The organism is Amycolatopsis sp. WAC 04182 (assembly GCF_003947465.1).
Lineage (GTDB): Bacteria > Actinomycetota > Actinomycetes > Mycobacteriales > Pseudonocardiaceae > Amycolatopsis.
In genome coordinates this window covers 1241372-1264063 of sequence record NZ_QHJJ01000002.1, presented here as the reverse complement: position 1 = coordinate 1264063, position 22692 = coordinate 1241372, and the positions used below count along the sequence as shown (strand labels likewise).

The following is a 22692-nucleotide window of genomic DNA, read 5'->3' as shown; positions in this document are numbered from 1 at the left end:
AGCGTGCCATGATTCGACCTACACTTCGAGCCAGTCCGCCCGCTCACACTGCGCTACCCGCAAGGCAGGAGGAGGTCCGGGAATGGTGTCACGGCCCGCCCCGGCCTCGACGTCGCTCCCCTCGGAGTCGTCGCCACCGACGAGCGAGGGAGCCCTGCCCGAATCCGGGCGGTTCTGGCGTGAGCTGCTCGAAGACGTCCGTGACGCGGTGCTCGTGCAGGACGTCGGCGGCGCGCTGCGCTGGTCGAATCCCGCCGCCCGTGAGCTGTTCGGCGGCGGCCGCCCGGTGCTGACCGCGGAAGGTCCGGAAGTCGGGCATGTCGAGCACACCGGCCGCCGGTTCCCGGCGCGGATCCGGACGTTGCCCGGCGGCTGGCACGCCTGGACGGTGACCTCGGCGGTCGCGGCCGACGGCCCGCGCGTGGACGGCTTCCTCGCCGCTTCGGCTCCCCGCCTGGCCTCCGCGCGGGGCAGGCACGGGACGGCGAAGGTGATCGCCGAGGTCGCCGCGGCCGAACTCGCCGACTGCGTCTTCGTGCTGCTGCCGACCACTCGCGGCCGGTGGGAGTGGTGGAGCTGCGATCACCGCACCACCCACGGGCACGGCCGGATCAGGCGCGTCCCCGCCCAACTGGCGCCGGTGCTCGCCGGCACCTTCGCCTCCACGGACGAACTCGAGGCCAAGGCGGTTCCGGAAGAGGAGATCGCGACCCTGCCCGCGATCGTCGCGGAACGGCTCGCCGTCCATTCGTCGGTGACCGTGGTCTCACTGGGCTTCGACGGCGGAGCCGGGGTCACCGGCGCGGTGGTGCTCGGCAGGCGCGGCGCGCCCGCGTTCGGCGAGGACCACCCGCGAGCGGTGACCGAGTTCGCCCGCGCGGCCGGGACGGCACTGGCGAACGCGCATCGCTACGCCCGCCAGGAAGAGGCCACGCGCGGTCTGGAGACCACGCTGCGCCCGACACCGCCGCCGGACGTGCACGGCGTGAAGTTCGACGTCTGGTACGAGCCGTCGAGCGGGCTGCTCGACGTCGGCGGCGATTTCTACGACGTCCTGCCGCGCGAGGACGGCAGCGCGATGTTCGTCCTCGGTGACGTCTGCGGCAAGGGTGCCGAGGCGGCCGCGCTCACCGGCCGCGTCCGGCAGACCCTCGCCGCGCTCGACCTCGTCGAGCACGACAACACGACGTTGCTGAGCCTGCTGAACTCCCTGCTCATCACCGGCGGCAGCGGCCGGTTCGCCACGCTGGTGCTCGGTTCGGTGCTGGCGGGCGAAGACGATCTCGGCGTCACCTTGGCCTCCGGCGGGCATCCGGCGCCGCTGGTGGTGCGCCGCCGCGGCGGGGTCGACGAGATCACCCTGCCCGGCACACTGGTCGGGATCTCCCCGCAGGCCCGGTTCGCCGAGACGGCCATCCGGCTGGCCGAGGGCGACGTCTGCCTGCTCTACACCGACGGGATCACCGAAGCGCGGCACCACGAGCGGCCGTCGGACCTGTTCGGGGACGAACGGCTGCGCGACCTGCTGGCCGGGTGCCGGGGGCTGTCCGGCCGCGAGGTCGTCGCCCGGATCCGTTCCGCGGTGCGGGAATGGCTCGGCAGCGGGACACACGACGACATCGCCGTCCTCGCCATCGAAGCCTCACGACCCGTTCAGTAGCCGCACCACCGCCCGCTCCACGATGTCGCGGGCTTCATCGGGATCGGCCGCTTTCGCGGCTCGCCGTACCGCGCGTTCGACGGTCCGGTCCCGCCGGTACGCCTCGACCACCCGCGGGTCCACATAGGACCGTCGCGCCACGGCCGGTGTGTTCCCGAGCCCTTCGGCGACTTCCGTCATCACCGCCTTCTCGACCCGCTTCAACCCTCGTTCGCTGGCGGGCTTTTCCGTGTCCGCGAAGGCGGACGCGGCCAGGACGGTGGCGTTCCAGGTGCGCAGATCCTTGGCGGTGAAACCGTCGCCGACGATTTCCCGGAGCCGGTCGTTGATGTCGTCGGCCTTCACCTCGTGCCAGCCGTCACCATTGCGGTAGGCGAGCAGGCGCACATCGCCGCCCCTCACCCGACGGAGGGACCGGACCAGCCGCGCCAGTGACTCGTCCCGCAGCCGGACCTTCCGCTGGATTCCGTGCTTCGCGGGATAGTCGCACACCAGGCATTCGCCGCGGAGTTCGACGTGCTCGCACAGCAACGTCGCCACCCCGTGGGTGCCGTGTTCGTCGGCGTAGCTCTCGCCGCCGGTGCGGAAGACCCCGAGGTCGATCATCCGCAGGGCGCCGGCGAGCACGCGTTCCCGTTTCAGACCACGGGAGTCGAGGTCCTCTCGGACCGTTTCGCGCAGCTTGGGCAGCTTTCGCGCCAGCGCGAGGACACGCTCGTGTTTCTCCTCGTCCCTCGCCCGTCGCCATTCGGGGTGGTAGAGGTACTGCTTCCGCCCGGCGTCGTCGATCCCGACCGCCTGGATGTGCGTGTTCTCGTCCGGGGAGATCCACACGCGCCGCCACGCGGGCGGGATCGCCAGCGCGGTGATCCGCTCGATCGTTTCCCGGTCCTTCAGCGGCTCGCCGTCCGGGGTCAGGTAGCCGAAACCACGACCTCTGCGCCGCCTCCGGATACCGGGGGACCCGAGGTCCGCTCGCCGAAGTCGCATGGGGGCTGATACCCGCCGCGAGGCGGGTTCATGCCCATGGTTCGGGGGGCGCGGTCCGGGGTAGTCCGAGAGCGGACGACGACCTCAGGAGGGAAATCCGATGGCGACATCGCTGAACGGACGCCGCGTGGCCATCCTCGCCGCGGACGGCGTGGAACAGGTCGAACTGGTCGAACCGCGCAAGGCGGTCACCGACGCCGGGGCGACGGCCGAAGTCGTCTCGCTGGAGCCCGGCGAGATCCAGGCCATGAACGGCGACATCGACAAGGCGGACAAGTTCACCGTGGACCGGGTGGTCAAGGACGTCACGGTCGACGACTTCGACGCGCTCGTGCTGCCCGGCGGCACGATGAATCCGGACAATCTGCGCGCGGACGAGAACGCGGTCCGCTTCGTGCGCGACTTCGTGAACAGTGGCAAACCCGTCGGGGTGATCTGTCACGGGCCGTGGACGCTGGTCGAGGCCGACGTCGTCCGCGGCCGCACGCTCACGTCGTACCCCAGCGTGCGCACCGACATCCGCAACGCCGGCGGAACCGTCGTCGACCAGGAGGTCGTCACCGACGGCAACCTGGTCTCGAGCCGCAATCCGGACGACCTGCCCGCGTTCTGCGCCGCGATCGTTGCCGGATTCGCCGGGTAAACGAGTGGCGCGCGTCACAGAACTGAGGGATCGTGGGTGGCGGGGAAGGAGGTGCCGCGATGACCGTGCATGCCAGACGCTACGGCCGTTGGTGCCGTGAGCATTTCGACACCGAGCACGAGCCGGAACACCCGCGGCCCGCGGAGGCCACGGCCGCCCCGGAAGTCGCCGACGCCCAGGCCGAGCAGGCCCAGGCGGGTGACGCCCCGCAGGGGGAACCGGGCTCGCTCAACTGAGCGGGCGCCGGTACCAGACCCGTTTCGGGCCGGGGAGGCCGATCCGCGAGACCAGGTCGGTCACCACGCCGCCGATGATCAGCCACAGCAGCGCGGCGAGACCGTCGTTGAACAGGGTGCGGAGTTTGAGGCCGTCCGGGGTGAACAGGTTCCGCAGTCCGAGCGAGACGGCGCGCGACCACTGGTCGATCAGCTGCGCGAACCCGTTCCCCGGATTGGCTTCGCCGAACACCAGCAGGATGTGCACGATCAGCACGAGCGCGAAGATCCAGCACACCGCGTGGACGAGGGCGTTGACGACGCGCACGACGCGGATCCTGGCGGGTGTCTGTTCGACGATCTCTTCCTGCGGCTCTCGCGGGTCGTTGATGTAGGTCATCGCCGTCTCCCATCATCGTCCACAGTGGACACCGTGCTGCGCGGGTCGCTCAGCCGGGCGGCCCGGGCCTGCTGCTCTTCGTCGGCGGGCCGGGCCGGGTCTTGCTCGGCTTGCCCGAGGTGCTCTGCCGGTCGCCGGCGGCGGTCGTGTCCCTCGGTGCCGAGGTGGCCTCGGTGCTTTCGGTGGTGCCGGTCGGATCCGCGCCGGACGCCGGGACCGCTTCGGTGACCACGACGGTGCCGTTGCTCGCCTTCGCGCCGTGGGTGGGCACCTCGACGGCCTCGGAGGATTGCGCGCCTTGGCCCGCCACCGGGCCGGACGAGCCGGTCACCGCCGGGGGAAGGATCCCGTCCGGCCTTGTGGGCGGGTTCGCCCCGGTCTGGTTGGCCGCCAGCAGGACACCGATGGTGATCGCGGCGGCGGGCGCGCTGATGGCGGCGACCACCGCCGCCCGTTTGCGGGTGGCCGGTGCGAGATGGACGACCTTCGTCCCGGTGGAATCCTCCAGCAGGATCCGCGAGATCGCCGCCGCCGTCGGGCGCTGCGACGGTTTGCGCGCGGTCATGCCGCGCAACAACGTCGTCATGGTCACCGACAGCCCGCCGGGGATCCGGGGCGGCCGGTGCAGCCGCCCGACCGCGGCCTCGACCGGCGTCCCGGTGTACTCCCGCTCGCCGGACAGGCATTCCAGCAGGACGAGGCCGAGCGAATAGACGTCGGCGGGCGGGCCGACGTTCTCGCCGCGGACCTGTTCGGGCGCCATGTACGCCGCCGTGCCGACGACGCCGCCGGTTTCGGTCACCCTCGTCGCGTCGAAGGCGTGCGCCACGCCGAAGTCGCCGATCAGCGGGCCATCGTCGGCGATCAGGATGTTCGCCGGTTTCAGGTCACGGTGGGTGATGCCGTGCGCGTGGACGTGGGCGAGCGCGTCGGTCAGCCGGGCGGCCAGCTCGACGACCTCGTCCTGGGGGAGCGGGCCGGACCGCAGGCGCTGGGCCAGGTTCGGGCCTTCGACCAGGCGCATCGTGAGGTAGGTGTAGCCGTCGTCGGAGCCCGCGTCGTACAGCGGGACGAGCCCGGGATGGCGGACCGAGCTGAGGGTCTGGATCTCCTGCTCCCGGCGGCGCTCGTCCCTGACCATCGTGTCCGCGTGAAACAGTTTCAGTGCAACCTCGCGGCCTTCGCGCAGGTCCCAGGCGCGGAAGACGCGTGCGGTCGCGCCGCGGCCGAGCAGCTCCCCGACCTCGTACCGGCCGGCGAGTTTGCGCGGCAGATGGTCCGGGTCGTGGACGTTCAGGCTGAACCGGCGCTGAGTGGTCCCGGGGTCCTCCTCATCACCGCCAGCACGCGAAGCCGCGTCGTCCATCGGTGCTACCTCCGTCTCACCGGCCGAACGCCGTATACCCGGTCCGGCCCCGGGCGAAACAAGGTCTGCGAGCGTACCGGAGATGATCTGGGGGTTCACCCCGAACGGCGGGCAACCCGGGCGGGGGCCGGACGTCTCGTGGTCATGAAGCCGAACCGGTGGGCCGCGCTCGCCGCCACCGCACTGACCGCCCTGGCCGTCTTCACTCCGCCCGCCGCCGCCGATTCGGCTGTGCCCCAGGGATTCGCCCCCGCTTCGACGAGCTGGACCGGGCCGCTGCGCGGCTTCGTCCTCGGCTTTTCCCCTTGCGGGAAACCGGGATGGTGCGCGTCCCTGCTGTCGACGAACGATGGCGGGAAGCGGTGGCGCCGCGTCGGCGAACCGCCGATCTCGTTGCCGGACAACCACAATCAGGTCAAACTCACGGTGATCGACGAGCGAGACGCGTTCCTCTCCGACGGCACCCGGCTGCTCGCCAGCCGCGACGGCGGCGCCAAGTGGTCCGAGGTCCGGCTCGCCGGGGTGCGGGAACCCTTCTATATTTCGAAGATCGCCGAATCAGGACCGCGGGTGTTCGCGATGGTCACCGGATTCGGCACCCCGTCGACGACGACGCTGTACGCCGGGATCTCCGGAACGCGGCTCCTCCTGCCGGTCCCGGGATTCACCGTCACCGGATCCTCGACGTACGGCGACATCGCCACCAGCGGCGGGATCCAGGTCTCGATGGGGGCGGACCACCGCGTCCGGAAGTACTGGACGTCGCCGGACGGCCTGACCTTCGCGGCCGCGCCACCGCCTTGTCCGGCGGACAGCTCGGCTTCGCTGAGCGGAGTCCGGCGAGGGCAGGTGCTGGCGCTGTGCAGCGGGGGACCGGGGACGCCGCAGCCGGGGGCGACCGTCCGTCGGCTGTGGCGCGCGCCGAAGCTCGGCGGCCACTTCACCGGGACGGCGCAGGCGCCCACCCTCGGGATCAACCAGAGTTTCAGCGCGGCTTCGCCCGCGGCGGCGACCGTCGCGGCGGAAGGCGGCGGCACCGGATTCCTGCACAGCACCGCCGACGGCGGAACGACCTGGACGACGACCGTGCTCAGCGGCCGCGGTGTCTGCCTCAACGACCTGGACTTCCCGGACGAGCGGGTCGGGGTGGTCGTGGACGGCCTGCCCGATGCCGAAGGCGGGTCCGCCGTGTACCGCACCACGGATGGCGGAGTCACCTGGCGCGAGATCGTCTTCGGGTGATCGTCGCAGGTAGCCAAGGCCCTTGGGGAGGTTCACTTGGATGCACGCCATGTCGTAATCTGTGTACGGTCCGTCGATGTCGAGGGAGCCGTGGGCGCGTTCGCGCGGCCCGTGCGCGGCTGAAGGGTGGAACGTGTCCATGACTTCGGACGAGGTCCGGTCTGTGCCGAGGCGCCCGCTTCCCCTCGACTACAGCAAGCCCAACCTCGCCCGGATGAAGGACGTCCTTCTCGGCGGGCACGACCATTACGAGGTCGACAGGCAGGCGGTCGAAGACCTGCTCGCCGTGGCCCCCGACGCCGCCGCCATGGCCAAGGAGTTCCGCTCCTGGGCGAACCGGGTGGTCCGCTTCCTCGCCGGCGCCCGCGGCATCGACCAGTTCCTCGACCTGGGTTCCGGCCTGCCCACCTCGGAGAACACCCATCAGGCGGCGCAGCGGTACAACCCGGACGCGCTGGTCGTGTACGTCGACCACGACCCGGTCGTCCAGGCACACGGGCTGGCGTTGCTGGAGGATCTCCTGGTCCACGTGAGCGGCGCGGATCTGACCGATCCCGGGCAGACCCTCGCCGATCCGGTCGTCGCCGAGCACATCGAGTTCGACCGCCCGGTCGCGGTGATCCTGAACTCGGTGCTGCACCACATCGAAGACCTCGGCCAGGCACAGGCCGTCGTCCGCGGCTACGTCGACGCGATTGCCCCCGGCTCCTACGTGCTGATCACCCACGACTTCACCCCCGGCGAGGGCGCTCGCGGCGCGCTCGCCCGAAAACTCGACGACCTCATGGCCGGCACCGGGAACCGCACCGTGCACCGCGGCCGAGACGAGATCGAGTCGCTGTTCGACGGGCTGGACATCCTCGAACCCGGCGTCGTCCACCTGCACGAATGGTGGCCGGAAGGCCCGCGGCTCGCTCCGCTGACCGAGCTGAACCACCTGAGCCTCGGCGGCGTGGGGATCAAGCCCTAGAGCACCTTCAGCGAGCTGAAGAACGCCGTCAGTTCGTCGTGCGCGGTCCCGAAGTCCTCGGTGTTGCCGGTGAAGGCCAGTTCCAGCGTCTCGCCGTCGGACAGCTCCAGCGTCAGGTACGTGGTGAGCTTCCGGCGGGGGAAACCGCCCGCGACGATGTCCGTGAACGGGATCCGCCGGGCGCCCGGTTCGGCGCGCAGATCGTCGAGGCCGCGCTCGCGCAGCTTCCGGATCCGCTTGCGGTCCGACACGCCGCGCGCCCCGATCAGGCCGGCGAGGCCGCGCCGGATCAGCACCGAACGCGCCATCGGCAGCAGCACCACTTCGGTGTCGCAGACGATCAGGTCGTAGAGCTTCCGCTTGGCCTTGAGCGCGGTGAACATGCCGAGCATCCGTGCTTCGGCGGGATCCGGTTCCGGCTGGGGTTCCTGCTTGCAGAAGTACCCGGCGGGCACGCTCAGCAGTTGCAGGTTGTGGACCAGTTCGTCGACCGCGCGCGGGCTCCGCACCGCCGGGCCGACCAGTTCGGCGACGTCGAACGGCTCGCCGTCGCCGAGGCACAGTTCCCAGCCGCCGCCCCAGTTCAGGCGGTGCGCGGCGACGCCGTTGTCGATCATCGCGGCGGTGACGGTGTCGGCGAACAGCTCGGTGAGCAGTTCGAGACCCTCCTCGCGCGACGGTGCCCGCAGGGGTTTGGCGAGCGCGTCGGCGTCTCCGTCGCGCAGCACCCGCACGACCTCGCCGATCGTGCCGCGCGGCGCCAGCCTGCTCTCGAGCCCGGCGGAGGTCAGCATTCGCGCGCCCTCCGCCACCGACGCGCGGCCCGCGCGTTTGACGACCTCGTCCCAGTCCGCGCGCGGCCCGACGTCGCGGACCAGCACGTCCAGCTCCGCCGCGGGCACGTCGATCTTCGGCGCGCCCAGGAGCGACCAGCCCGGTCGCGCGTCCGGCTTCACCGGGTTGTCCGGCACGCCCGCCAGCGCGGCGATCCGCCGCTTCGTGGGCGGATGGCTGTCGTACTTCGACAGCTCTTCGCCGTCGATGATGTCGTCGGCGTACTCGGTCACCCAGTCGCGCTGGACGGGGTGGTTGAGGTACGACCGGAACCCCAGCAGAACGGCGGGAGTGCGCCGCGCCGCCGCGCCGAGCGAGAGATAACGCTCGGAGTAGTCCTTCCACAGCGGGCTCAGCGTCGCGATCTTCCGCAGCGCCGCGGCCGCCGTCCGGCTGCCCGCCGCGAGCACGGACGCCTCGTCGGCCTGCAGTTCCTGCCGCCGGTTCGCCGACCGCGCGACCAGGAGGTACAGCTTCGAGTACGCGGAGAGCAAGGCCCTGGCCGGGCCACCGTCCAGTCTGTCGACGGTGAAGGCGAGTGTCTGGGTGCCGCGGTAGGTCAACGCGAGCAGGCGGGTGTGGCCGCCGCTGTAGTGGCCGAGTTCGTGCGCGAGCACCGCGCGCAGCTCGCTCACGCTCAGCGCGGCCAGCAGCGGCAGCCCGATCAGCATCGTGCGGCGGCCCGGACGCAGACCGAGGAACCGGGCGTCCTCGCTGACCGCGGCGTTGATCTCGCCGATCAGCACGATCTCGTCCGGCGGCCGCGTCTTCACCTGGGCGGCGAGGTCGTCGATCATCTCCCACAGCGCGGGATGCGCTTCGCGATCCAGCCGCGGCCCCTCGATCGGGGGTCGCCGGGCCCGCAGCGCGCTCACCAGCCCGAAGCCGAGCGCGATCATGATCGCGAGCCCGCCGAGCATGACGTAGGTGCCGATCTTGCCCTGGATCCGCAGGCCCGCCACCACACTGGCGACACCCACCGCGACGACCACCACTGGGAACGCCACGAGCAGAAGTGTCGCGAGGACGGCGCGTCCTCGGGCCTGCATCGTCCGGTTACCTCTTTTCGCACAAGTGCCGTCTGTGCGGCCGAATAGTAACCGGCTACACAGCGGGCTCGTGCCGGAACAACGAGCTACGCCCGCGACCTGCGAAGTCCGTGAAGGCCTCCTTGAGGGACCCTGGGTCCCTCAAGGAGGCCTTCACGGACAGTGGATCGAGCTCAGGCGACGTTGAAGGTGTCGGGATCCGGCCCGGTCCGCTCACCGCGGTCCAGCACGGACAGCGAAGCGATGTCCTCCTCCGACAGCGTGAACCCGAAGACGTCGAGGTTCTCCTTGATCCGCGACGGGGTCACGGACTTCGGGATGACGACGTTGCCCAGCTGCAGGTGCCACCGCAGGACGATCTGCGCCGGCGTGCGGCCGTGTTTCGAAGCCAGTGCGGTGATCGCGCCCTCGCTCAGCAGGTCGCCGCCCTTGGCCAGCGGGCTCCACGCCTCGGTCGCGATGCCGTGTTTCGCGTCGAATTCGCGCACCGCGGCCTGCTGCAGGTACGGGTGCACCTCGACCTGGTTGACCGCCGGGGTCACCGAGCCCGCGTCGAGAAGCCGTTCGAGGTGCGCGGGCTGGAAGTTGGACACGCCGATCGCGCGTACCCGGCCGTCGGCGTAGAGCTTCTCGAAGGCCTTCCACGTGTCGCGGTAGAGATCGCGCTCCGGCGTCGGCCAGTGGATGAGATAGAGGTCCAGCTGCTCGAGACCCAGCTTGGCCATGCTGGCGTCGAACGCCTTCAGCGTGGCGTCGTAGCCCTGTTCGCTGTTCCACAGTTTGGTGGTGATGAACAGCTCGTCACGGGCGATCCCGGACTCGGCGAGCGCCTTGCCGACGCCCGCTTCGTTGCCGTAGATGGCGGCGGTGTCGATGCTGCGGTAGCCCGCGTCCAGCGCGGCCTTGACCGCGGCGGTGGTCTCCTCGTCCGGCACCTGGAAGACGCCGAACCCGAGCTGCGGCATCTCCACCCCGTTGGTGAGCTCGACGGTGGGAATGTCGGTCACTTGCGTTCCTTTCGTGGGTACTTGCGGGTCAGGCGGCGGGGGCCAGTTCGGCGCGACGAGCCTTTCGCCGCCCGTGGTCGAGCATGCCCGAGATGACCGCGACCAGCAGTCCGGCGAGCGCGAGCGCGGCGCCGATCCAGTTGGGCGCGGTGTAGCCGAGACCGGCGTCGATGGCCTTGCCGCCGAGCCACGCGCCCCCGGCGTTGCCGAGGTTGAACGCGGCGATGTTGGCCGCCGAAGCCAGCGCCGGCGCGCCTTCGGCCTTGTTCATGACACGGGCCTGCAGCGGCGCGACGGTCGCGAAACCGGCGGCGCCGAAGACCGCGATGGTGATCGCGGCGGGGAGCTGGGAATGCGCGGTGAAGACGAACACGACCAGCACGGCCGCGAGCACGGCGAGGATGACGTACAGGCTGGGCATCAGCGACCGGTCGGCCGCCTTGCCGCCGAGCAGGTTGCCGACGAACAGGCCGCCGCCGAACAGCACCAGCAGCCAGGTCACCGCGCCGGGGGAGAAGCCGGCGACCTCGGTCATCATCGGGGCGATGTAGGTGAAGGACGCGAACACCCCGGCGAAGCCGAGCGCGGTCATCGCCAGCGCGAGCCATACCTGCGGGCGACGGAACACGGCGAGTTCGCTGCGCAGCCCGGCACTCTTCGTCGTCGCCTGCGCGGGAACCAGCGCGAGGATCCCGATCAGGCCGATCACGCCGAGCGCGCTGACCGCCCAGAACGTCGAACGCCAGCCCAGTGCCTGCCCGAGCGCGGTCCCGGCGGGGACGCCGAGGACGTTGGCGACGGTCAGCCCGGTGAACATCATCGCGATGGCGCCCGCCTGCTTGGTCGGCGCGACCAGCGAGGCGGCGACGACCGCGCCGACGCCGAAGAACGCGCCGTGCGACAGCGCGGCGACCACGCGGCCGGTCATCAGCAGGCCGTAGGTCGGGGCCAGTGCGGAAACGACGTTGCCCGCGATGAACAGGACCATCAGGCCGACCAGGACCGTCTTGCGCGGCACCCGCGACGCGAGCGCGGTCAGCAGCGGGGCGCCGACCACGACGCCCAGCGCGTATCCGGAGATCAGCAGTCCGGCGGAGGGGATCGAGACGCCGAAGTCGCCCGCGACCTCGGGCAGCAGGCCCATGATCACGAACTCGGTGGTGCCGATACCGAAGGCACTGATCGCCAGTGCGAGCAGAGCGGCAGGCATTGGAGGCTCACTTCTTCCCGTAGAGTGGTGTTGTCTGGCGTTGGCAACTACAGGCGTCCGAAATAGTTGCACGCGCCGTATATTGCACACGCTTGATGATGCAGCACGCAACGAAGCTCGGGCAACCGGGGAAGAGGTGAACCGTGTCACTGGCCGACGACGCCGTGGAGGCACGCGCGCAGGGCTGGCGGACCCTGGCCGCACTGCACGCGCGGATCGAGGACGCGCTGGAGCGCGCGCTGGCACAGGAGCACTCGCTGTCCGTCAGCGAGTACACCGTGCTGGACGTGCTCGCCCGTCAGGACGGTTTCCACCTGCGGATGAACCAGCTGTCGAACGCCGTCGTGCTCAGCCAGTCGGCGACGACCCGGCTGGTGTCGCGGCTGGAGGACCGGGGACTGCTGCAGCGGTACCTGTGCCCGGACGACCGGCGCGGGATCTACACGGAGGTCACGCCTGCCGGGCACGAACTGCTGGCGGCCGCGCGGCCGACGCACGACACCGTCCTCACCGAGGCCCTCGCCGCGGCCGAAGAACTCCCCGAACTCGCGCCCTTGGTCGCCGCGCTCGGAAAGCTCACCTTCGCCCGCTCCTGATCCCCGCAAGCAGGTGCCGAATCGCGGCACCGGCTGGCAAGGTGAGGGCGTGGACGATCTTCTGTTGCGCCGGGTCCGGGTCGGCTTGGCGGGTTCCCTGTCGGACGTGCGGATCGAGGGCGGCCGGATCGCGGCCATCGCGGGGCCGGGGCAGGCGGGTGAGGCGTCGGAGATCCTGGACGGGCACGGCGGCACCCTGCTGCCCGGCCTGGTCGACGCGCACGTGCACACCGCCCAGTGGTCGGCCGCGCGCCGCCGGATCCCGCTGGGGGAGGCGACTTCCGCCGCGCACACGGTCGAGCTCGTACTGGCACATCTGCTGGCGAATCCCGCGCCGCCCGGCGAGCTCGTGCTCGGCGCCGGGTTCCGCGACGGGCTCTGGCCCGACGCCCCGCACAAGGATCTGCTGCAGAAGGCGCTGCCCGGTCATCCGGTCGCGCTGTTCAGCGCCGACCTCCACACGTTGTGGCTCAGCCCGGCCGCGCTGAAGCTCATCGGCCGCGAGCATCCGACCGGGGTGCTGCTGGAAAACGACTGCATGAGCGCGACGGCCGAACTCCCGATCGCGCCCGAGGACGTCGTCGACGGCTGGGTGGCCGACGCCCTCGACGCGGCGGCCGCCCGCGGCGTCACCCGGATCGTCGACTACGAATACGCCGACACGGTCACCGACTGGCGGCGACGGCAGGCACGGAAACCCCTGCCGGTCCGGGTTTCCTGCGTGATCGCGAAGTACCTGCTCGACACCGCCATCGAACGCGGCCATCGGTCCGGGGACGTCCTGGAGGACAGCGGCGGACTGCTCACGGTCGGCCCGTTCAAGCTGTTCGTCGACGGTTCGCTGAACACGCGCACCGCCTACTGCGTGGGTCACTATGCCGGAACCGACTCCCACGGGCTGCTCGAACTGCCGCCCGAGGAGCTCGAACCGTTGATGCGCAAGGCGTCCCGGCACGGCCTTTCGCCCGCGGTGCACGCGATCGGCGACCACGCCAACAAGATCGCGCTCGACGCCTTCGCGAACGTCGGCTGCGCGGGCCGCATCGAGCACGCGCAGCTGCTGTGCGCCGAGGACGTCGCGCGGTTCGCCGAGCTGGATGTCGTGGCGAGTGTGCAGCCCGCCCATCAGCCGGACGACCGCGACGTCGCCGACCGGCACTGGCACGGCTGGACCGATCGGGCCTTCCCGTACGGCGCCTTGCACCGCTCCGGGGTGACGCTGGAGTTCGGCTCGGACGCGCCGGTCGCGCCGCTGGACCCGTGGGACGCGATCGCGTCGGCGGTCAGCCGCACCGACGACGAGCGTCCGCCGTGGCATCCCGAGCAGGCCATGCCGCTGGAGGCCGCGCTCGCGGCGTCGTCCGGTGGCCGGACCGGGGTGGCCGTCGGGGACGTCGCGGATCTGGTCGTCACCGCGGTGGATCCGGCGCGGCTGTCCCCGGCCGGGCTGCGCGGCATCCCCGTCACCGCCACGGTCATGGACGGGCGGATCACCTACGCGTCCTGAGTCTTTCCTTTCCCGCGCGCAACTCCCTAATGGAAGGGCATGGATCACCGCCTGCTCGACCGGCTCCGGGACCTCCACGGCTCCCTGAGCACCGACATCAGCTTCGTCACCCGGATGGTGGAAGACGACGTGCCGCGTGCCGACGTCCTCCGTGATCTCGGCGAACGGCTCACCGACCTGGGCACGGCCCTGCTGCGTCGCTCGGAAGACGTCAACGCCGAGGTGCTCGCGAAGCTGCCCGACAACGGCTGGCTACCCGAAGCGGGCGCGCACCACCGGGCGCTGGCCGTGGCCCACCATGTCGGCGAGCGGCCGCTGCGGTGCGGGCGGATCTACCTCGCCGTCTGCGGTGCGCCGTGCTTTCCCTTCTACGGCAGGGACCTCTCCGGGCGGACCGCGCGGCACGAACGGTGCCCGGCCTGCCGGGACCGCCTGTTCCGGTGATGGCGGCTGCGCGCGGCGGCAGTTCGAACGGGATCGCGTCGCGGCCTGACCGCCCGGTTCAGGCCGCGACGCGAAACTTTTCCGTGGTGACCTCCGCGCCGGGCGGATCCACCACGAGCGCGGTGGCGTTGTCGGAGCCACCGAGCGAGATCGCCGTCCGCACCAGCTCGGTGGCCGCCCTGTCCGGCATCGCGAGGATGTCGAGCATGGTCGGCCCGCTGAGCGTCTTGTGCACACCGTCGCTGGTGAGCAGAAGCCCGCCGGTCGTGACGGTGGCCGTGCCGATCTCGTGCGCACCGGCCGTGCGGACGCTGGTGGTGACGACGTGTTCCATCCGCGGTGTCACGGGTTGTCCGTGGTCGCGGAAGTACTGCGCGAGCGTATGGTCCTTCGTCACCTGCCGCACGGTGTAACCGTCCCAAGCGTACGCCCGTGCGTCTCCGACCCACGCGATGCCATACCCCTCGCCGGTCCGCACGGCGACGACGAGGACGCAGTCGCCGGCCTCGCCGAGGGCGAGCACGGCCCGCTGAGCAGCGAGAACGGCCCCGACCGGCCCCTGCTCGACCGGTGTCCTGGCCGCCGCCGAAGCCGCCGTCCGCGCCGCGCGTGCCGCGTTCGGGTGATCTCCGACTCCATCGGCCAGTGCGAACACGATCCCCCGGCCGTCCGGGGCCGCGTACGCCGCGACGGCGTCCGCGTTGTGCTCGCGCGGGCCCTGTGCGCTCGCCGTGTGCCAGTGCGGAAGCTCCCTCATGGTCTTCTCCTCACCCCTGGGTGATTCCCTGCCCACTTCCAGGATCCGCCTGTTTCCTGTGGGCGACCTGAGGGTTCGGTGTCGGGCGGCTGTCGACCCGCTCGCGTGCCCGGAGGCGTAACTCACGTGATCAGAGACGTAACTCGCGTGCTTGGAGGCGTCACACGCGAGTTACGCCTCCGATCACGCGAGTCACGCCTTCAAGCACGCGAGTTACGCCTTGGCGGTCAGCGCAACCGCGTGATCAGCGTCCGCAGCCAGCTCTCCGCCATCGCCGGTTCCTTCCGCAGATGCCGCACCAGCAGGTCCCGCCCGGCCTTCGAGCGCCCCGCCTCGACGATCGCGACCGCCTCGGCCAGTCCCCGCAGCCGCTTCTCCGAATGCTCCGGCGCGCGGCCGTTCTCGTCCGACCAGCGCGGCCGCGGGAACGACGCCGTGAGCTTGGGCTGGGTGTTCCCGAAGTAGAGCCAGACCGGCTCGTCGAGCGAGATGTTCCGCACGGCGTGCGACGGCAGGTCGGCGGGCCAGGTGAACTGCCGCTGCCAGCGGAACGCCGACGGGCTCGTGTCCTCGCGGATGGTGATCCCGAGGAACCGGAGCCGCCCGCGGATGATGCTCCAGGCCTCGCGTTCGTCGTCGATCCACGTCCGCAGCAGCCCGTAGAGCCCGGTGAACGTCTGTCCTGTGTAGACGAGGTCGACGAACACCTTCGGCCGCCCGCGCGCCAGGTCGTGCGGGCTCAGGCCCGCCGAGGCGAGATACCCGCGAAGAGTGTCCACATCGGACTCCGTCAGGCCGTCCCAGGTGCCTGCGAACGACAGCGGCAGCTGGTGGATCCTTTCCCGCCAAGGGGTTCCGCTCAGGAGGTCGTACACGCTGTCCGCGGAACGCCCGACGAAGTACAGATCCGCGTCGCCGGCGCGGGCGATCACCTTCGCGGCGCATTCGATCAGCTCGTCCAGAAACCACAGCGATGGCTTTTCGGCGCGCTCCAGTAGCGTCCCGAGCTGGTCGGGGCGCACGAGATCCCAGCGGTACGGCCGATTCACGCGGTCCAGGATTCCCGTGCGCCCCAACGTTTGTCGACGTATTTTTCAGGGGAGCAGGCGGTACACCGTCTGCTCGCCGACCGTGGTGGCGGTGAAGTTCCCGGCGACCCATTCGGCGATTTCGTTCGAGCCGCCACCGGGACCGCCGCCCCGGCCGCCTTCGACGTAGTAGGTGATGTCACCGTTCGCCACGTACTGCCGGAATTCCGCCAGCGTCGGAGCCGGGTCCGAGCCGCTCCAGCCGCCGATGCCGATCACCGACTTCCCGCTCGCGAGTTCCAGGCTCGCCGCCGCTTGCGAACTGGACGTCGCGGCCGCCCATTTCGTCGTGGTCGCGGCGAGAACAGCGCCGATCTCCGCCGATGTGGGTTCCTCCATTCCCCTGCCCATCCCGGGGGAGTCGTCCACGGCCGGGCCGGAGATCGGGATCGAGCCGGAATGCGCCTGCGAAGCGGTTTCGACGCTGAACGCGGTGGTGCCGAGGCCGACGGTCAGCACCGCGGCCGTCGCGACGACGGTGACGACTTTCCGCATCGGCGGGACACCCACCAGCACGATGGTCGCGGTCACCAGGCCGAGCCCGGCGATGGTCCAGCGCAGCGCCGGCAGCCAGTCGACGTTGCGGTCCAGGAGGATGTACGACCAGACGGCGCCGGCCGCGATCATCAGCGACAGGAACACGCGTGGCGCGAGATGCGCCCGGCCGCGCCACAGCGAGGTCCCGGAGATCGCCACGACGGCGGCGATCGACGGTGCCAGCGCGACGGCGTAGTACGGGTGCACGATCCCGCTCATGAAGCTGAACACCAGCGAGGTGACGAGCATCCAGCCACCCCACAGGATCAGCGCGGCCCTCGTCCGGTCGGTACCGGCGGCCCGCCTGGTGAACCACAGGCCCGCGACCAGCCCGATCAGCGCCGCGGGCAGCAGCCACGACACCTCGCCGCCGAAGCTCGCGCCGAACATCCGGGTCACGCCGCTCTCGCCGCCGAAGCCGACGTTCCCGCCGGCCGAGCCGCTCACGACCCCGCCAGGACCGCCGACCATCACGCCGCCGCCCATGCCGAAGATCCGGCCGAGGCCGTTGTAGCCCAGCGCCAGTTCGAGCAGGCTGTCGCCGTCCGAACCGCCGATGTACGGCCGGGACTCGGTCGGCCACAGATCGACCAGCGCGATGAACCAGCCGGCGGAGACGACCACGGCGATCACCGCGCCGAACAGGTGAAGCAAGCGTTTGCCCAGTGTGGTCGGCGCCGCGATCAGGTAGGCGAGGCCGAACGCGGGCAGCACCAGGAAGGCCTGCATCATCTTGGTGAGGAAGCCGAACCCGACGGCGACGCCGGCGAAGGCCAGCCAGCGCGGGCTCGCCTTTTCGATCGCGCGGATCGTGCAGTACCCGCCGGCGACCAGCAGCAGCGTCAGCAGCGCGTCGGGGTTGTTGAACTTGAACATGAGCGCGGCGACCGGCGTGACCGCGAACGCCGCCCCGGCGAACAGACCGGCGACGGGGCCGGAGGTCCGCTTCACCGTCAGGTACAGGAGGCCGACGGAGGCGACTCCCATCAGTGCTTGCGGGGCCAGCACGGTGAAACTGGAGAAACCGAAGACCCGGGCGAACGCCGTCGTCGCCCAGAGCGCGGCCGGGGGTTTGTCGACGGTGAGCACGTTCCCGGCGTCGAGCGACCCGAACAGCCACGCTTTCCAGTCCTGTGTGCCGGATTGGACCGCCGCTGCGTAGAACGAGTTGCCGTAGCCGGAGGCGGTCAGGTTCCAGAAGTACAGCAGCGCGGTGGCGGCGAGCAGCCCGAAGACGGCGGGCCGGACCCATCGGCCGGGCGGTTTCGTGGCGTCTTCCCCGGCGTGGCCGGGTTCCGCGCGGGAAACGAGTGCGGTGGTCATGGGTCAGCTCTCCCTCTCGGTGGCGGGGCGGCGGCGGAACACCCAGCCGCGCAGCAGCAGGAAACGCAGGACGGTGGCCGCGAGGTTCGCGAGCACGAGCGCGGTGATCTCCAGCGGCAGGCCGGGCGCCGTCATCGTGTGCAGCAGCGCCAGCGCGCCACTGGTGAGCGCGAGCCCGAGGCCGAACACGATGAGGCCCTGGAACTGGTGCAGCCCGGCGCCTTCCCGGCCGCGGATGCCGAAGGTGAGGCGCCGGTTGAGCGCGGTGTTGCCGATCGCCGTCACCAGCAACGCGACGAGGTTCGCCGCCTGCGCGCCGGTGAACGTCCGCAGCAGCAGGAAAAGCACGAGGTACGCGATGGTGCTGGCGACACCGACGGCGGCGAACCGCACCAGCTGCCGCACCAGGCTCGGTGCCACGCCCGGCGCTCGCACCTGGATCGGCGCGCGGCCCAGCTGCTCGCGAAGTCCGCTGATCGGGATCTGCCCGGTCATGGTCGCCTTGGTCAGCCGCGCGATCCCTTTGAGATCGGCGGTCGCGGTGGCGATGATGTTCACCGACGAGTCCGGGTCGTCCACCCAGTCCACCGGGACCTCGTGGATCCGCAGCCCGGCCTTCTGCGCCAAGACGAGCAGTTCGGTGTCGAAGAACCAGCCGGTGTCCTGGATGTGGGGGAGCAGCCGTTCGGCGACATCGGCGCGGATGGCCTTGAAACCGCATTGCGCGTCGCTGAACCTCGCCGCCAGCGTGCCGCGCAGGATCAGGTTGTAGCAGCGGGAAATGAACTCCCGCTTCGGCCCGCGCACCACCCTCGCGCCGCGGGCGAGCCTGCTGCCGATGGCGAGGTCGGAGTGGCCGGACAGCAGTGGCGCGACGAGCGGTCCGAGTGCGGCCAGGTCGGTCGAGAGGTCGACGTCCATGTACGCGAGTACCGGAGCGTCCGAAGTGGACCATACCGAGCGGAGCGCGCGGCCGCGGCCTTTTTCTTCGAGGTGGCGGACTTCGACGTCGTCGAATTCTCGGCTCAGCCGTTCGGCGACCCGCAGGGTGCCGTCGGTGCTGGCGTTGTCCGCGACGGTGATCCGGAACGGGTACGGGAACTGCTCCACGAGATGCGCGTGCAGCCGCCGGACACAGGGTTCGAGGTCGGTTTCCTCGTTGTAGACGGGGACGACGACGTCGAGGACGGGGGAGCCGTCCGGGGCGATGGCGGGGCGGCGGCCGCTGTCGGCGCCGGAGAGGGTCGCGGTGGTCATGGTGTCAATCTCGGTCGTCGCGCTGAGGTCGCCTTGTGTCCGAGCTGTGCTGTCGCTGTGTCCTGTCACGGGATTCACCGGGTCAGGTCGTAGACGGTGACACCGTCCACAGTGGCCGGCCGATAGGTTTCCGCGACCCAGCCGGCGATCCGCTCGGCGGCGTCGCTGCCGGTCTCCCCGCGCATCATCATGCCTTCGCCGAGGAAGTAGTGGATCTGTCCATTTCGGACGTACTCCTGGAACCGCTCCAGCGTGGGAGCCGGGTCTGTGCCGTTGAAGCCGCCGACGGCCATCACCGGAGCGCCGCTGCCGAGCTGATAGCCCGCCGCGTTGTTGGAGCCCACGGTGGCCGCCGCCCACGTGTACTTCGCACTGTCCTGGCGGATCAGGGCGGCGAGGTCGTCACCGGGCAGGCTCGTCCCGAGCAGCCCGCCGCCGCCCATCCGCAGCCCGCCGCGGTCGATTTCCGGCCCGGCGGAAGGAAGTGCGCCGGAATGCGGGGTCGCGGCCGTCGCGACCGTGTACGCACCGGTGCCCGCGAGAACGGTGACGAGTGCGCCGACGGTGACCAGGCGTCTTGCCACGTCGGGCAAGCGTGAGACGAAGAACGCCAGGAACGCGCACAGGAGACCGGCCACGAGGATCGCGATCGACAGCCCGGGAAGCCATTCGGGTTGCCGTGACAGCAGGAGGTACGCCGTCAACGCGGTCAAGCCGATCCCGGCGCTCAACGTACCCGCGGCAGCCGGATTCCCCCGTGCGCGCCACAACTGCGTGCTCGCGATGCCGACGAGCGCGGCGACCGCCGGGGCGAGCGCGATCGTGTAGTACGCGTGGATGATTCCGCCCATGTAGCTGAACACCATGGCGGTCACCAGGAACCAGCCACCCCAGACGATCAGCGCCGCGCGTCCGCGATCGGTGCGCGGGGCGTGGCGGGTGAACCACAGCCCGGCGGCCAGCGCGACGACGGCGGCCGGAAGCAGCCACGCGATCCCGCCGGCCATCTCACTGCCGAACAACCGGTCCCAGCCCGTGCCGCCCCAGCCGCCGTTGGGGTTTCCGCCGACACTGCCGACCTCGTCGCCGGTGATGCGACCGAGCCCGTTGTAGCCGAAAGCCAGTTCCCACAGGCTGTTCTCCTGCGAGCCGCCGATGTACGGCCGGTCGGCGGCGGGCCACGACGCGACGACGGCGAGATACCAACCGGCCGACAGGAGGGTCGCGCCCAACGCTCCGATGAGGTGCAGCAGGCGGCGGCCCACCGACGTCGGCGCGGCGATCAGGTAGGCGAGCCCGAACGCGGGCAGCACCAGGAACGCCTGCAGCATCTTGGCGAGGAAACCGAAACCGACGGCGACCCCGGCCAGCGCCAGCCAGCGCGGGCTCGCCTTCTCCAGCGCGCGGACGACGCAGTAGGCGCCCGCGGTCAGGAGCAGGACGAGCAGCGCGTCGGGATTGTTGAACCGGAACATCAGCGCGGCGGCCGGGGTGAGCGCGAGGACCGTGCCCGCCAGCAGACCCGCGGCCGGACCGGAAGTCCGGCGCACCGCGGCGAACAGCAACGCCACCGAACCGACGCCCATCAGCGCCTGAGGTACCAGGACGCTCCACGAACCGACGCCGAACAGGCGAGCGGAAAGGCTCATCACCCACAGCGCGGCCGGTGTCTTGTCGACCGTGATCGCGTTCGCCGCGTCGCTGGAACCGAAGAACAACGCCTTCCAGCTCACCGATCCGGCCTGCGCGGCCGCGGAGTAGAAAGCGTTGGCCCAGCCGGATTCCCCGAGGTTCCAGAGATAGAGGACGGCGGTCGCGAGCAGGAGCGTGGCCACGGACGGCCGGACCCAGCGCGGATCGGCCGGTGCGCCTCGGGCGGGGGGAGCGGTTCGATCGGCTTCGTCGCGGGAGGCGAGGAGGGTCATGGCCTCAGCGTCGGGGGCCGACCTGGGGCGTGGTTGTGCCGAAGCTGTGCACCCGCTGTGAGGATCCGATCACCGGCAGGCGGACGGCGAACTCCGTGCGCCCCGGACGGCTGTGCACCTCGATCGAGCCGTGATGGGCCACGACGATGGCCGACGCGATCGCCATCCCGAGCCCGGTACTGCCCGCGGTCCGGGACCGGGAGGAGTCGCCGCGGGCGAACCGTTCGAACACGCTCGGCAGGAGTTCGGGGGCGATACCGGGGCCGTCGTCGGTGACGGTGAGCACCGCAGCCCCGCTGGACGAGCGGGTCAGCGCGGTGATCACCGTGGTGCCCGGCGGAGTGTGCGTGCGCGCGTTGGACAGCAGGTTCGCCAGCACCTGGTGCAGGCGCTGGACGTCGCCGCGGACGAGCACGGGGACCGGCGGGAGCCGCAGTTCCCAGCGGTGCTCCGGGCCGGCGACATACGCGTCGCCGACCGCGTCCGCGGCCAGCCGGGTGAGGTCGACGTCGCCCGCTCCGAGTGGCCGTCCCGCGTCGAGTCTCGCCAGCAGGAGCAGGTCCTCGACCAAGGTGGTCATCCGCGCGGCCTCGGACTGGATCCGGGACATCGAGCGGGCGACCTCCGGCGGCGCCAGCGCACTGCCGCGGCCGGCGAGTTCGGCGTACCCGCTGATCGCCGCGAGCGGGGTGCGGAGCTCGTGGCTCGCGTCGGCGACGAACCGGCGGACCCGGGTTTCGCTGGCGTGCCGTGCTTCCAGCGCCCGCGCGATATGCCCGAGCATGAGGTTCAGCGCCGAACCGACCTGGCCGACCTCGGTGCGCGGATCGGTGTCGATCTCGGGCACCCGCACGGAAAGCGCGACCTGACCGCGGTCGAGCCGCATGGCCGACACCCGGCCCGCGGTCGCGGCGACCCGGTCGAGCGGCCGCAGCGTGCGCCGGACCGCGAACGCGCCGAGGAATCCGGCGCCGGCGACCCCCGCCGCCGCGACCCCGGACAGGATCCACCGGACGGTGGTCAAGGTGTCCTGCATCGGCGCGAGCGGGAGCCCGGTGACGACCACGCCGCCCGGGATCGAGACGGCCTGCACGCGGTAGTCGCCAAGACCGCCGAGCGCCAGCGTCAGCGGCGGGCGGTCCGCCGGGATCAGGAACAGGCCGGACTCCTGCTCGGCCGACAGGCCCTGGGGAAGTCCTTGCACGGTAAGGATTCCCGCGTACAACACCCGGTCGCCGGACAGGCGCACGCTGAGCGTCCCGGAGGCCTGGCCCGGCGCGTTGAGTGGGTCGGGGCCGAAGCCGTCCTCCGGTGGACGGCTCGCGAAGTCGTGGGCGCGGGCCGAGGCGGCCGAGAGCTGGTCGTCGATCTGGCGGGTGAGAAACGACCGAAGGGCGATCTCGCTGGCGACGCCGATCACCAGGCAGACGAAGGTGAGCAGCAGCACCATCGAGCCGGTCAGCTTGGCGCGCAGGGAAAGCCGCCCGGGCCGGGTCCATCGGCGCGGGCCGGTGGTCGGGGCCGAGCCGGTTGCCATGACCCGAGGGTGCGCCGCGGTCGTATGCGCGCGTTGTGTCCCGCCTGTGAGCCCGCTGTGTGCCTGGGGCGTGCCTTTTGCCTGTCGGAAGTACATGAAGGCCCCCTTCACAGCGCTAGGCGCAATGAAGGACCC

The 22692-nt window shown here is 71.0% G+C and carries 20 protein-coding genes; 8 read left to right on the top strand and 12 right to left on the bottom strand.

Translation table 11 applies throughout. From position 1 onward, the window contains the following. Nucleotides 1-82: 82 nt before the first annotated feature. Entirely contained in the window at nt 83-1660 is a 1578-nt protein-coding gene (locus tag DMH01_RS13145; protein ID WP_125676349.1) for a SpoIIE family protein phosphatase, read from the top strand. On the opposite strand, the gene DMH01_RS13140 is transcribed toward DMH01_RS13145, so the two are convergent. Continuing rightward, nucleotides 1643-2650, bottom strand: a complete 1008-nt coding sequence (locus tag DMH01_RS13140; RefSeq protein ID WP_199745462.1) for a DNA topoisomerase IB — start codon at nt 2648-2650, stop codon at nt 1643-1645. The two genes, DMH01_RS13145 and DMH01_RS13140, sit on opposite strands and share 18 nt — an antisense overlap. A 100-nt stretch (nt 2651-2750) precedes the next feature. Between DMH01_RS13140 and DMH01_RS13135 the strand changes: the two genes are divergently transcribed. Continuing rightward, nucleotides 2751-3293, top strand: a complete 543-nt coding sequence (locus DMH01_RS13135; protein WP_125676347.1) for a type 1 glutamine amidotransferase domain-containing protein — start codon at nt 2751-2753, stop codon at nt 3291-3293. 59 nt (nt 3294-3352) lie between these two features. After that, nucleotides 3353-3529, top strand: a complete 177-nt coding sequence (locus DMH01_RS42965; protein ID WP_199745461.1) for a hypothetical protein — start codon at nt 3353-3355, stop codon at nt 3527-3529. On the opposite strand, the gene DMH01_RS13130 is transcribed toward DMH01_RS42965, so the two are convergent. Next, complete coding sequence (locus tag DMH01_RS13130; protein ID WP_125676345.1) at nt 3522-3908, bottom strand: hypothetical protein; 387 nt, start codon at nt 3906-3908, stop codon at nt 3522-3524. The two genes, DMH01_RS42965 and DMH01_RS13130, sit on opposite strands and share 8 nt — an antisense overlap. Nucleotides 3909-3957: 49 nt before the next feature. Beyond that, complete coding sequence (locus tag DMH01_RS13125; protein WP_125676343.1) at nt 3958-5274, bottom strand: serine/threonine-protein kinase; 1317 nt, start codon at nt 5272-5274, stop codon at nt 3958-3960. A gap of 144 nt (nt 5275-5418) precedes the next feature. Between DMH01_RS13125 and DMH01_RS13120 the strand changes: the two genes are divergently transcribed. Together DMH01_RS13120 and DMH01_RS13115 are read left to right on the top strand one after the other, a co-directional pair. Further along, nucleotides 5419-6516, top strand: a complete 1098-nt coding sequence (locus DMH01_RS13120) for a hypothetical protein (protein ID WP_125676341.1) — start codon at nt 5419-5421, stop codon at nt 6514-6516. A gap of 139 nt (nt 6517-6655) precedes the next feature. After that, nucleotides 6656-7486 (top strand): SAM-dependent methyltransferase, encoded by an 831-nt coding sequence (locus tag DMH01_RS13115; protein ID WP_125676759.1) that lies wholly within the window; start codon nt 6656-6658, stop codon nt 7484-7486. On the opposite strand, the gene DMH01_RS13110 is transcribed toward DMH01_RS13115, so the two are convergent. The 3 genes from DMH01_RS13110 to DMH01_RS13100 all read right to left on the bottom strand — a co-directional run bounded on the left by DMH01_RS13110 (nt 7483) and on the right by DMH01_RS13100 (nt 11586). Continuing rightward, entirely contained in the window at nt 7483-9327 is a 1845-nt protein-coding gene (locus tag DMH01_RS13110; RefSeq protein ID WP_233621490.1) for a M48 family metallopeptidase, read from the bottom strand. The genes DMH01_RS13115 and DMH01_RS13110 overlap by 4 nt on opposite strands. 215 nt (nt 9328-9542) lie before the next feature. After that, on the bottom strand, nt 9543-10376 hold the full coding sequence (locus DMH01_RS13105) for an aldo/keto reductase (RefSeq protein WP_125676337.1): 834 nt from the start codon (nt 10374-10376) through the stop codon (nt 9543-9545). 28 nt (nt 10377-10404) lie between these two features. Continuing rightward, a complete protein-coding gene (locus tag DMH01_RS13100; RefSeq protein WP_125676335.1) occupies nt 10405-11586 on the bottom strand; it encodes an MFS transporter in 1182 nt (393 codons plus the stop codon). A 143-nt stretch (nt 11587-11729) separates the two neighbouring features. Here DMH01_RS13100 and DMH01_RS13095 point away from each other — a divergent pair, with 143 nt between their 5' ends. Genes DMH01_RS13095 through DMH01_RS13085 form a run of 3 tightly spaced genes read left to right on the top strand, consistent with a single transcriptional unit; the run spans nt 11730 to nt 14133 of the window. After that, nucleotides 11730-12182, top strand: coding sequence for a MarR family winged helix-turn-helix transcriptional regulator (locus DMH01_RS13095; RefSeq protein WP_125676333.1), 453 nt, complete (start codon nt 11730-11732; stop codon nt 12180-12182). 49 nt (nt 12183-12231) lie between these two features. Then, on the top strand, nt 12232-13689 hold the full coding sequence (locus tag DMH01_RS13090; protein ID WP_125676331.1) for an amidohydrolase: 1458 nt from the start codon (nt 12232-12234) through the stop codon (nt 13687-13689). Between the two features lie 39 nt (nt 13690-13728). Continuing rightward, the gene (locus DMH01_RS13085) at nt 13729-14133 is read left to right on the top strand and encodes a hypothetical protein (RefSeq protein WP_125676330.1); all 405 of its coding nucleotides are present in this window, start codon (nt 13729-13731) and stop codon (nt 14131-14133) included. Nucleotides 14134-14191: 58 nt separating this feature from the next. Here DMH01_RS13085 and DMH01_RS13080 read toward each other — a convergent pair whose 3' ends face one another. From DMH01_RS13080 to DMH01_RS13055, 6 genes are all read right to left on the bottom strand, one after another. Continuing rightward, nucleotides 14192-14890 carry a PP2C family serine/threonine-protein phosphatase gene (locus tag DMH01_RS13080; protein WP_125676328.1) on the bottom strand — a complete coding sequence of 233 codons (699 nt, stop codon included), beginning with the start codon at nt 14888-14890 and terminating at the stop codon, nt 14192-14194. 227 nt (nt 14891-15117) lie between these two features. Further along, nucleotides 15118-15939 carry a hypothetical protein gene (locus DMH01_RS13075; protein WP_233621489.1) on the bottom strand — a complete coding sequence of 274 codons (822 nt, stop codon included), beginning with the start codon at nt 15937-15939 and terminating at the stop codon, nt 15118-15120. Nucleotides 15940-15984: 45 nt separating this feature from the next. After that, nucleotides 15985-17838 carry a glycosyltransferase family 39 protein gene (locus DMH01_RS13070; RefSeq protein ID WP_125676324.1) on the bottom strand — a complete coding sequence of 618 codons (1854 nt, stop codon included), beginning with the start codon at nt 17836-17838 and terminating at the stop codon, nt 15985-15987. Nucleotides 17839-17841: 3 nt separating this feature from the next. Beyond that, a complete protein-coding gene (locus tag DMH01_RS13065) occupies nt 17842-19095 on the bottom strand; it encodes a bifunctional glycosyltransferase family 2/GtrA family protein (protein ID WP_125676322.1) in 1254 nt (417 codons plus the stop codon). A gap of 74 nt (nt 19096-19169) precedes the next feature. Further along, nucleotides 19170-21020 (bottom strand): glycosyltransferase family 39 protein, encoded by a 1851-nt coding sequence (locus DMH01_RS13060; protein WP_199745460.1) that lies wholly within the window; start codon nt 21018-21020, stop codon nt 19170-19172. Between the two features lie 4 nt (nt 21021-21024). Beyond that, nucleotides 21025-22557, bottom strand: a complete 1533-nt coding sequence (locus tag DMH01_RS13055) for a cell wall metabolism sensor histidine kinase WalK (protein ID WP_125676320.1) — start codon at nt 22555-22557, stop codon at nt 21025-21027. Between the last annotated feature and the right edge of the window lie 135 nt (nt 22558-22692).

Excerpts from the sequence above, each read along its gene's own strand:
- DMH01_RS13060 (WP_199745460.1), bottom strand. The coding sequence starts at position 21,020 with ATGACCCTCCTCGCCTCCCGCGACGAAGCCGATCGAACCGCTCCCCCC.
- DMH01_RS13100 (WP_125676335.1), bottom strand. The coding sequence starts at position 11,586 with ATGCCTGCCGCTCTGCTCGCACTGGCGATCAGTGCCTTCGGTATCGGC.
- DMH01_RS13085 (WP_125676330.1), top strand. The coding sequence starts at position 13,729 with ATGGATCACCGCCTGCTCGACCGGCTCCGGGACCTCCACGGCTCCCTG.
- DMH01_RS13130 (WP_125676345.1), bottom strand. The coding sequence starts at position 3,908 with ATGACCTACATCAACGACCCGCGAGAGCCGCAGGAAGAGATCGTCGAA.
- DMH01_RS13080 (WP_125676328.1), bottom strand. The coding sequence starts at position 14,890 with ATGAGGGAGCTTCCGCACTGGCACACGGCGAGCGCACAGGGCCCGCGC.
- DMH01_RS13070 (WP_125676324.1), bottom strand. The coding sequence starts at position 17,838 with ATGACCACCGCACTCGTTTCCCGCGCGGAACCCGGCCACGCCGGGGAA.
- DMH01_RS13120 (WP_125676341.1), top strand. The coding sequence starts at position 5,419 with ATGAAGCCGAACCGGTGGGCCGCGCTCGCCGCCACCGCACTGACCGCC.
- DMH01_RS13115 (WP_125676759.1), top strand. The coding sequence starts at position 6,656 with ATGACTTCGGACGAGGTCCGGTCTGTGCCGAGGCGCCCGCTTCCCCTC.
- DMH01_RS13055 (WP_125676320.1), bottom strand. The coding sequence starts at position 22,557 with ATGGCAACCGGCTCGGCCCCGACCACCGGCCCGCGCCGATGGACCCGG.
- DMH01_RS42965 (WP_199745461.1), top strand. The coding sequence starts at position 3,353 with ATGACCGTGCATGCCAGACGCTACGGCCGTTGGTGCCGTGAGCATTTC.
- DMH01_RS13135 (WP_125676347.1), top strand. The coding sequence starts at position 2,751 with ATGGCGACATCGCTGAACGGACGCCGCGTGGCCATCCTCGCCGCGGAC.
- DMH01_RS13125 (WP_125676343.1), bottom strand. The coding sequence starts at position 5,274 with ATGGACGACGCGGCTTCGCGTGCTGGCGGTGATGAGGAGGACCCCGGG.
- DMH01_RS13145 (WP_125676349.1), top strand. The coding sequence starts at position 83 with ATGGTGTCACGGCCCGCCCCGGCCTCGACGTCGCTCCCCTCGGAGTCG.
- DMH01_RS13065 (WP_125676322.1), bottom strand. The coding sequence starts at position 19,095 with ATGACCACCGCGACCCTCTCCGGCGCCGACAGCGGCCGCCGCCCCGCC.
- DMH01_RS13140 (WP_199745462.1), bottom strand. The coding sequence starts at position 2,650 with ATGCGACTTCGGCGAGCGGACCTCGGGTCCCCCGGTATCCGGAGGCGG.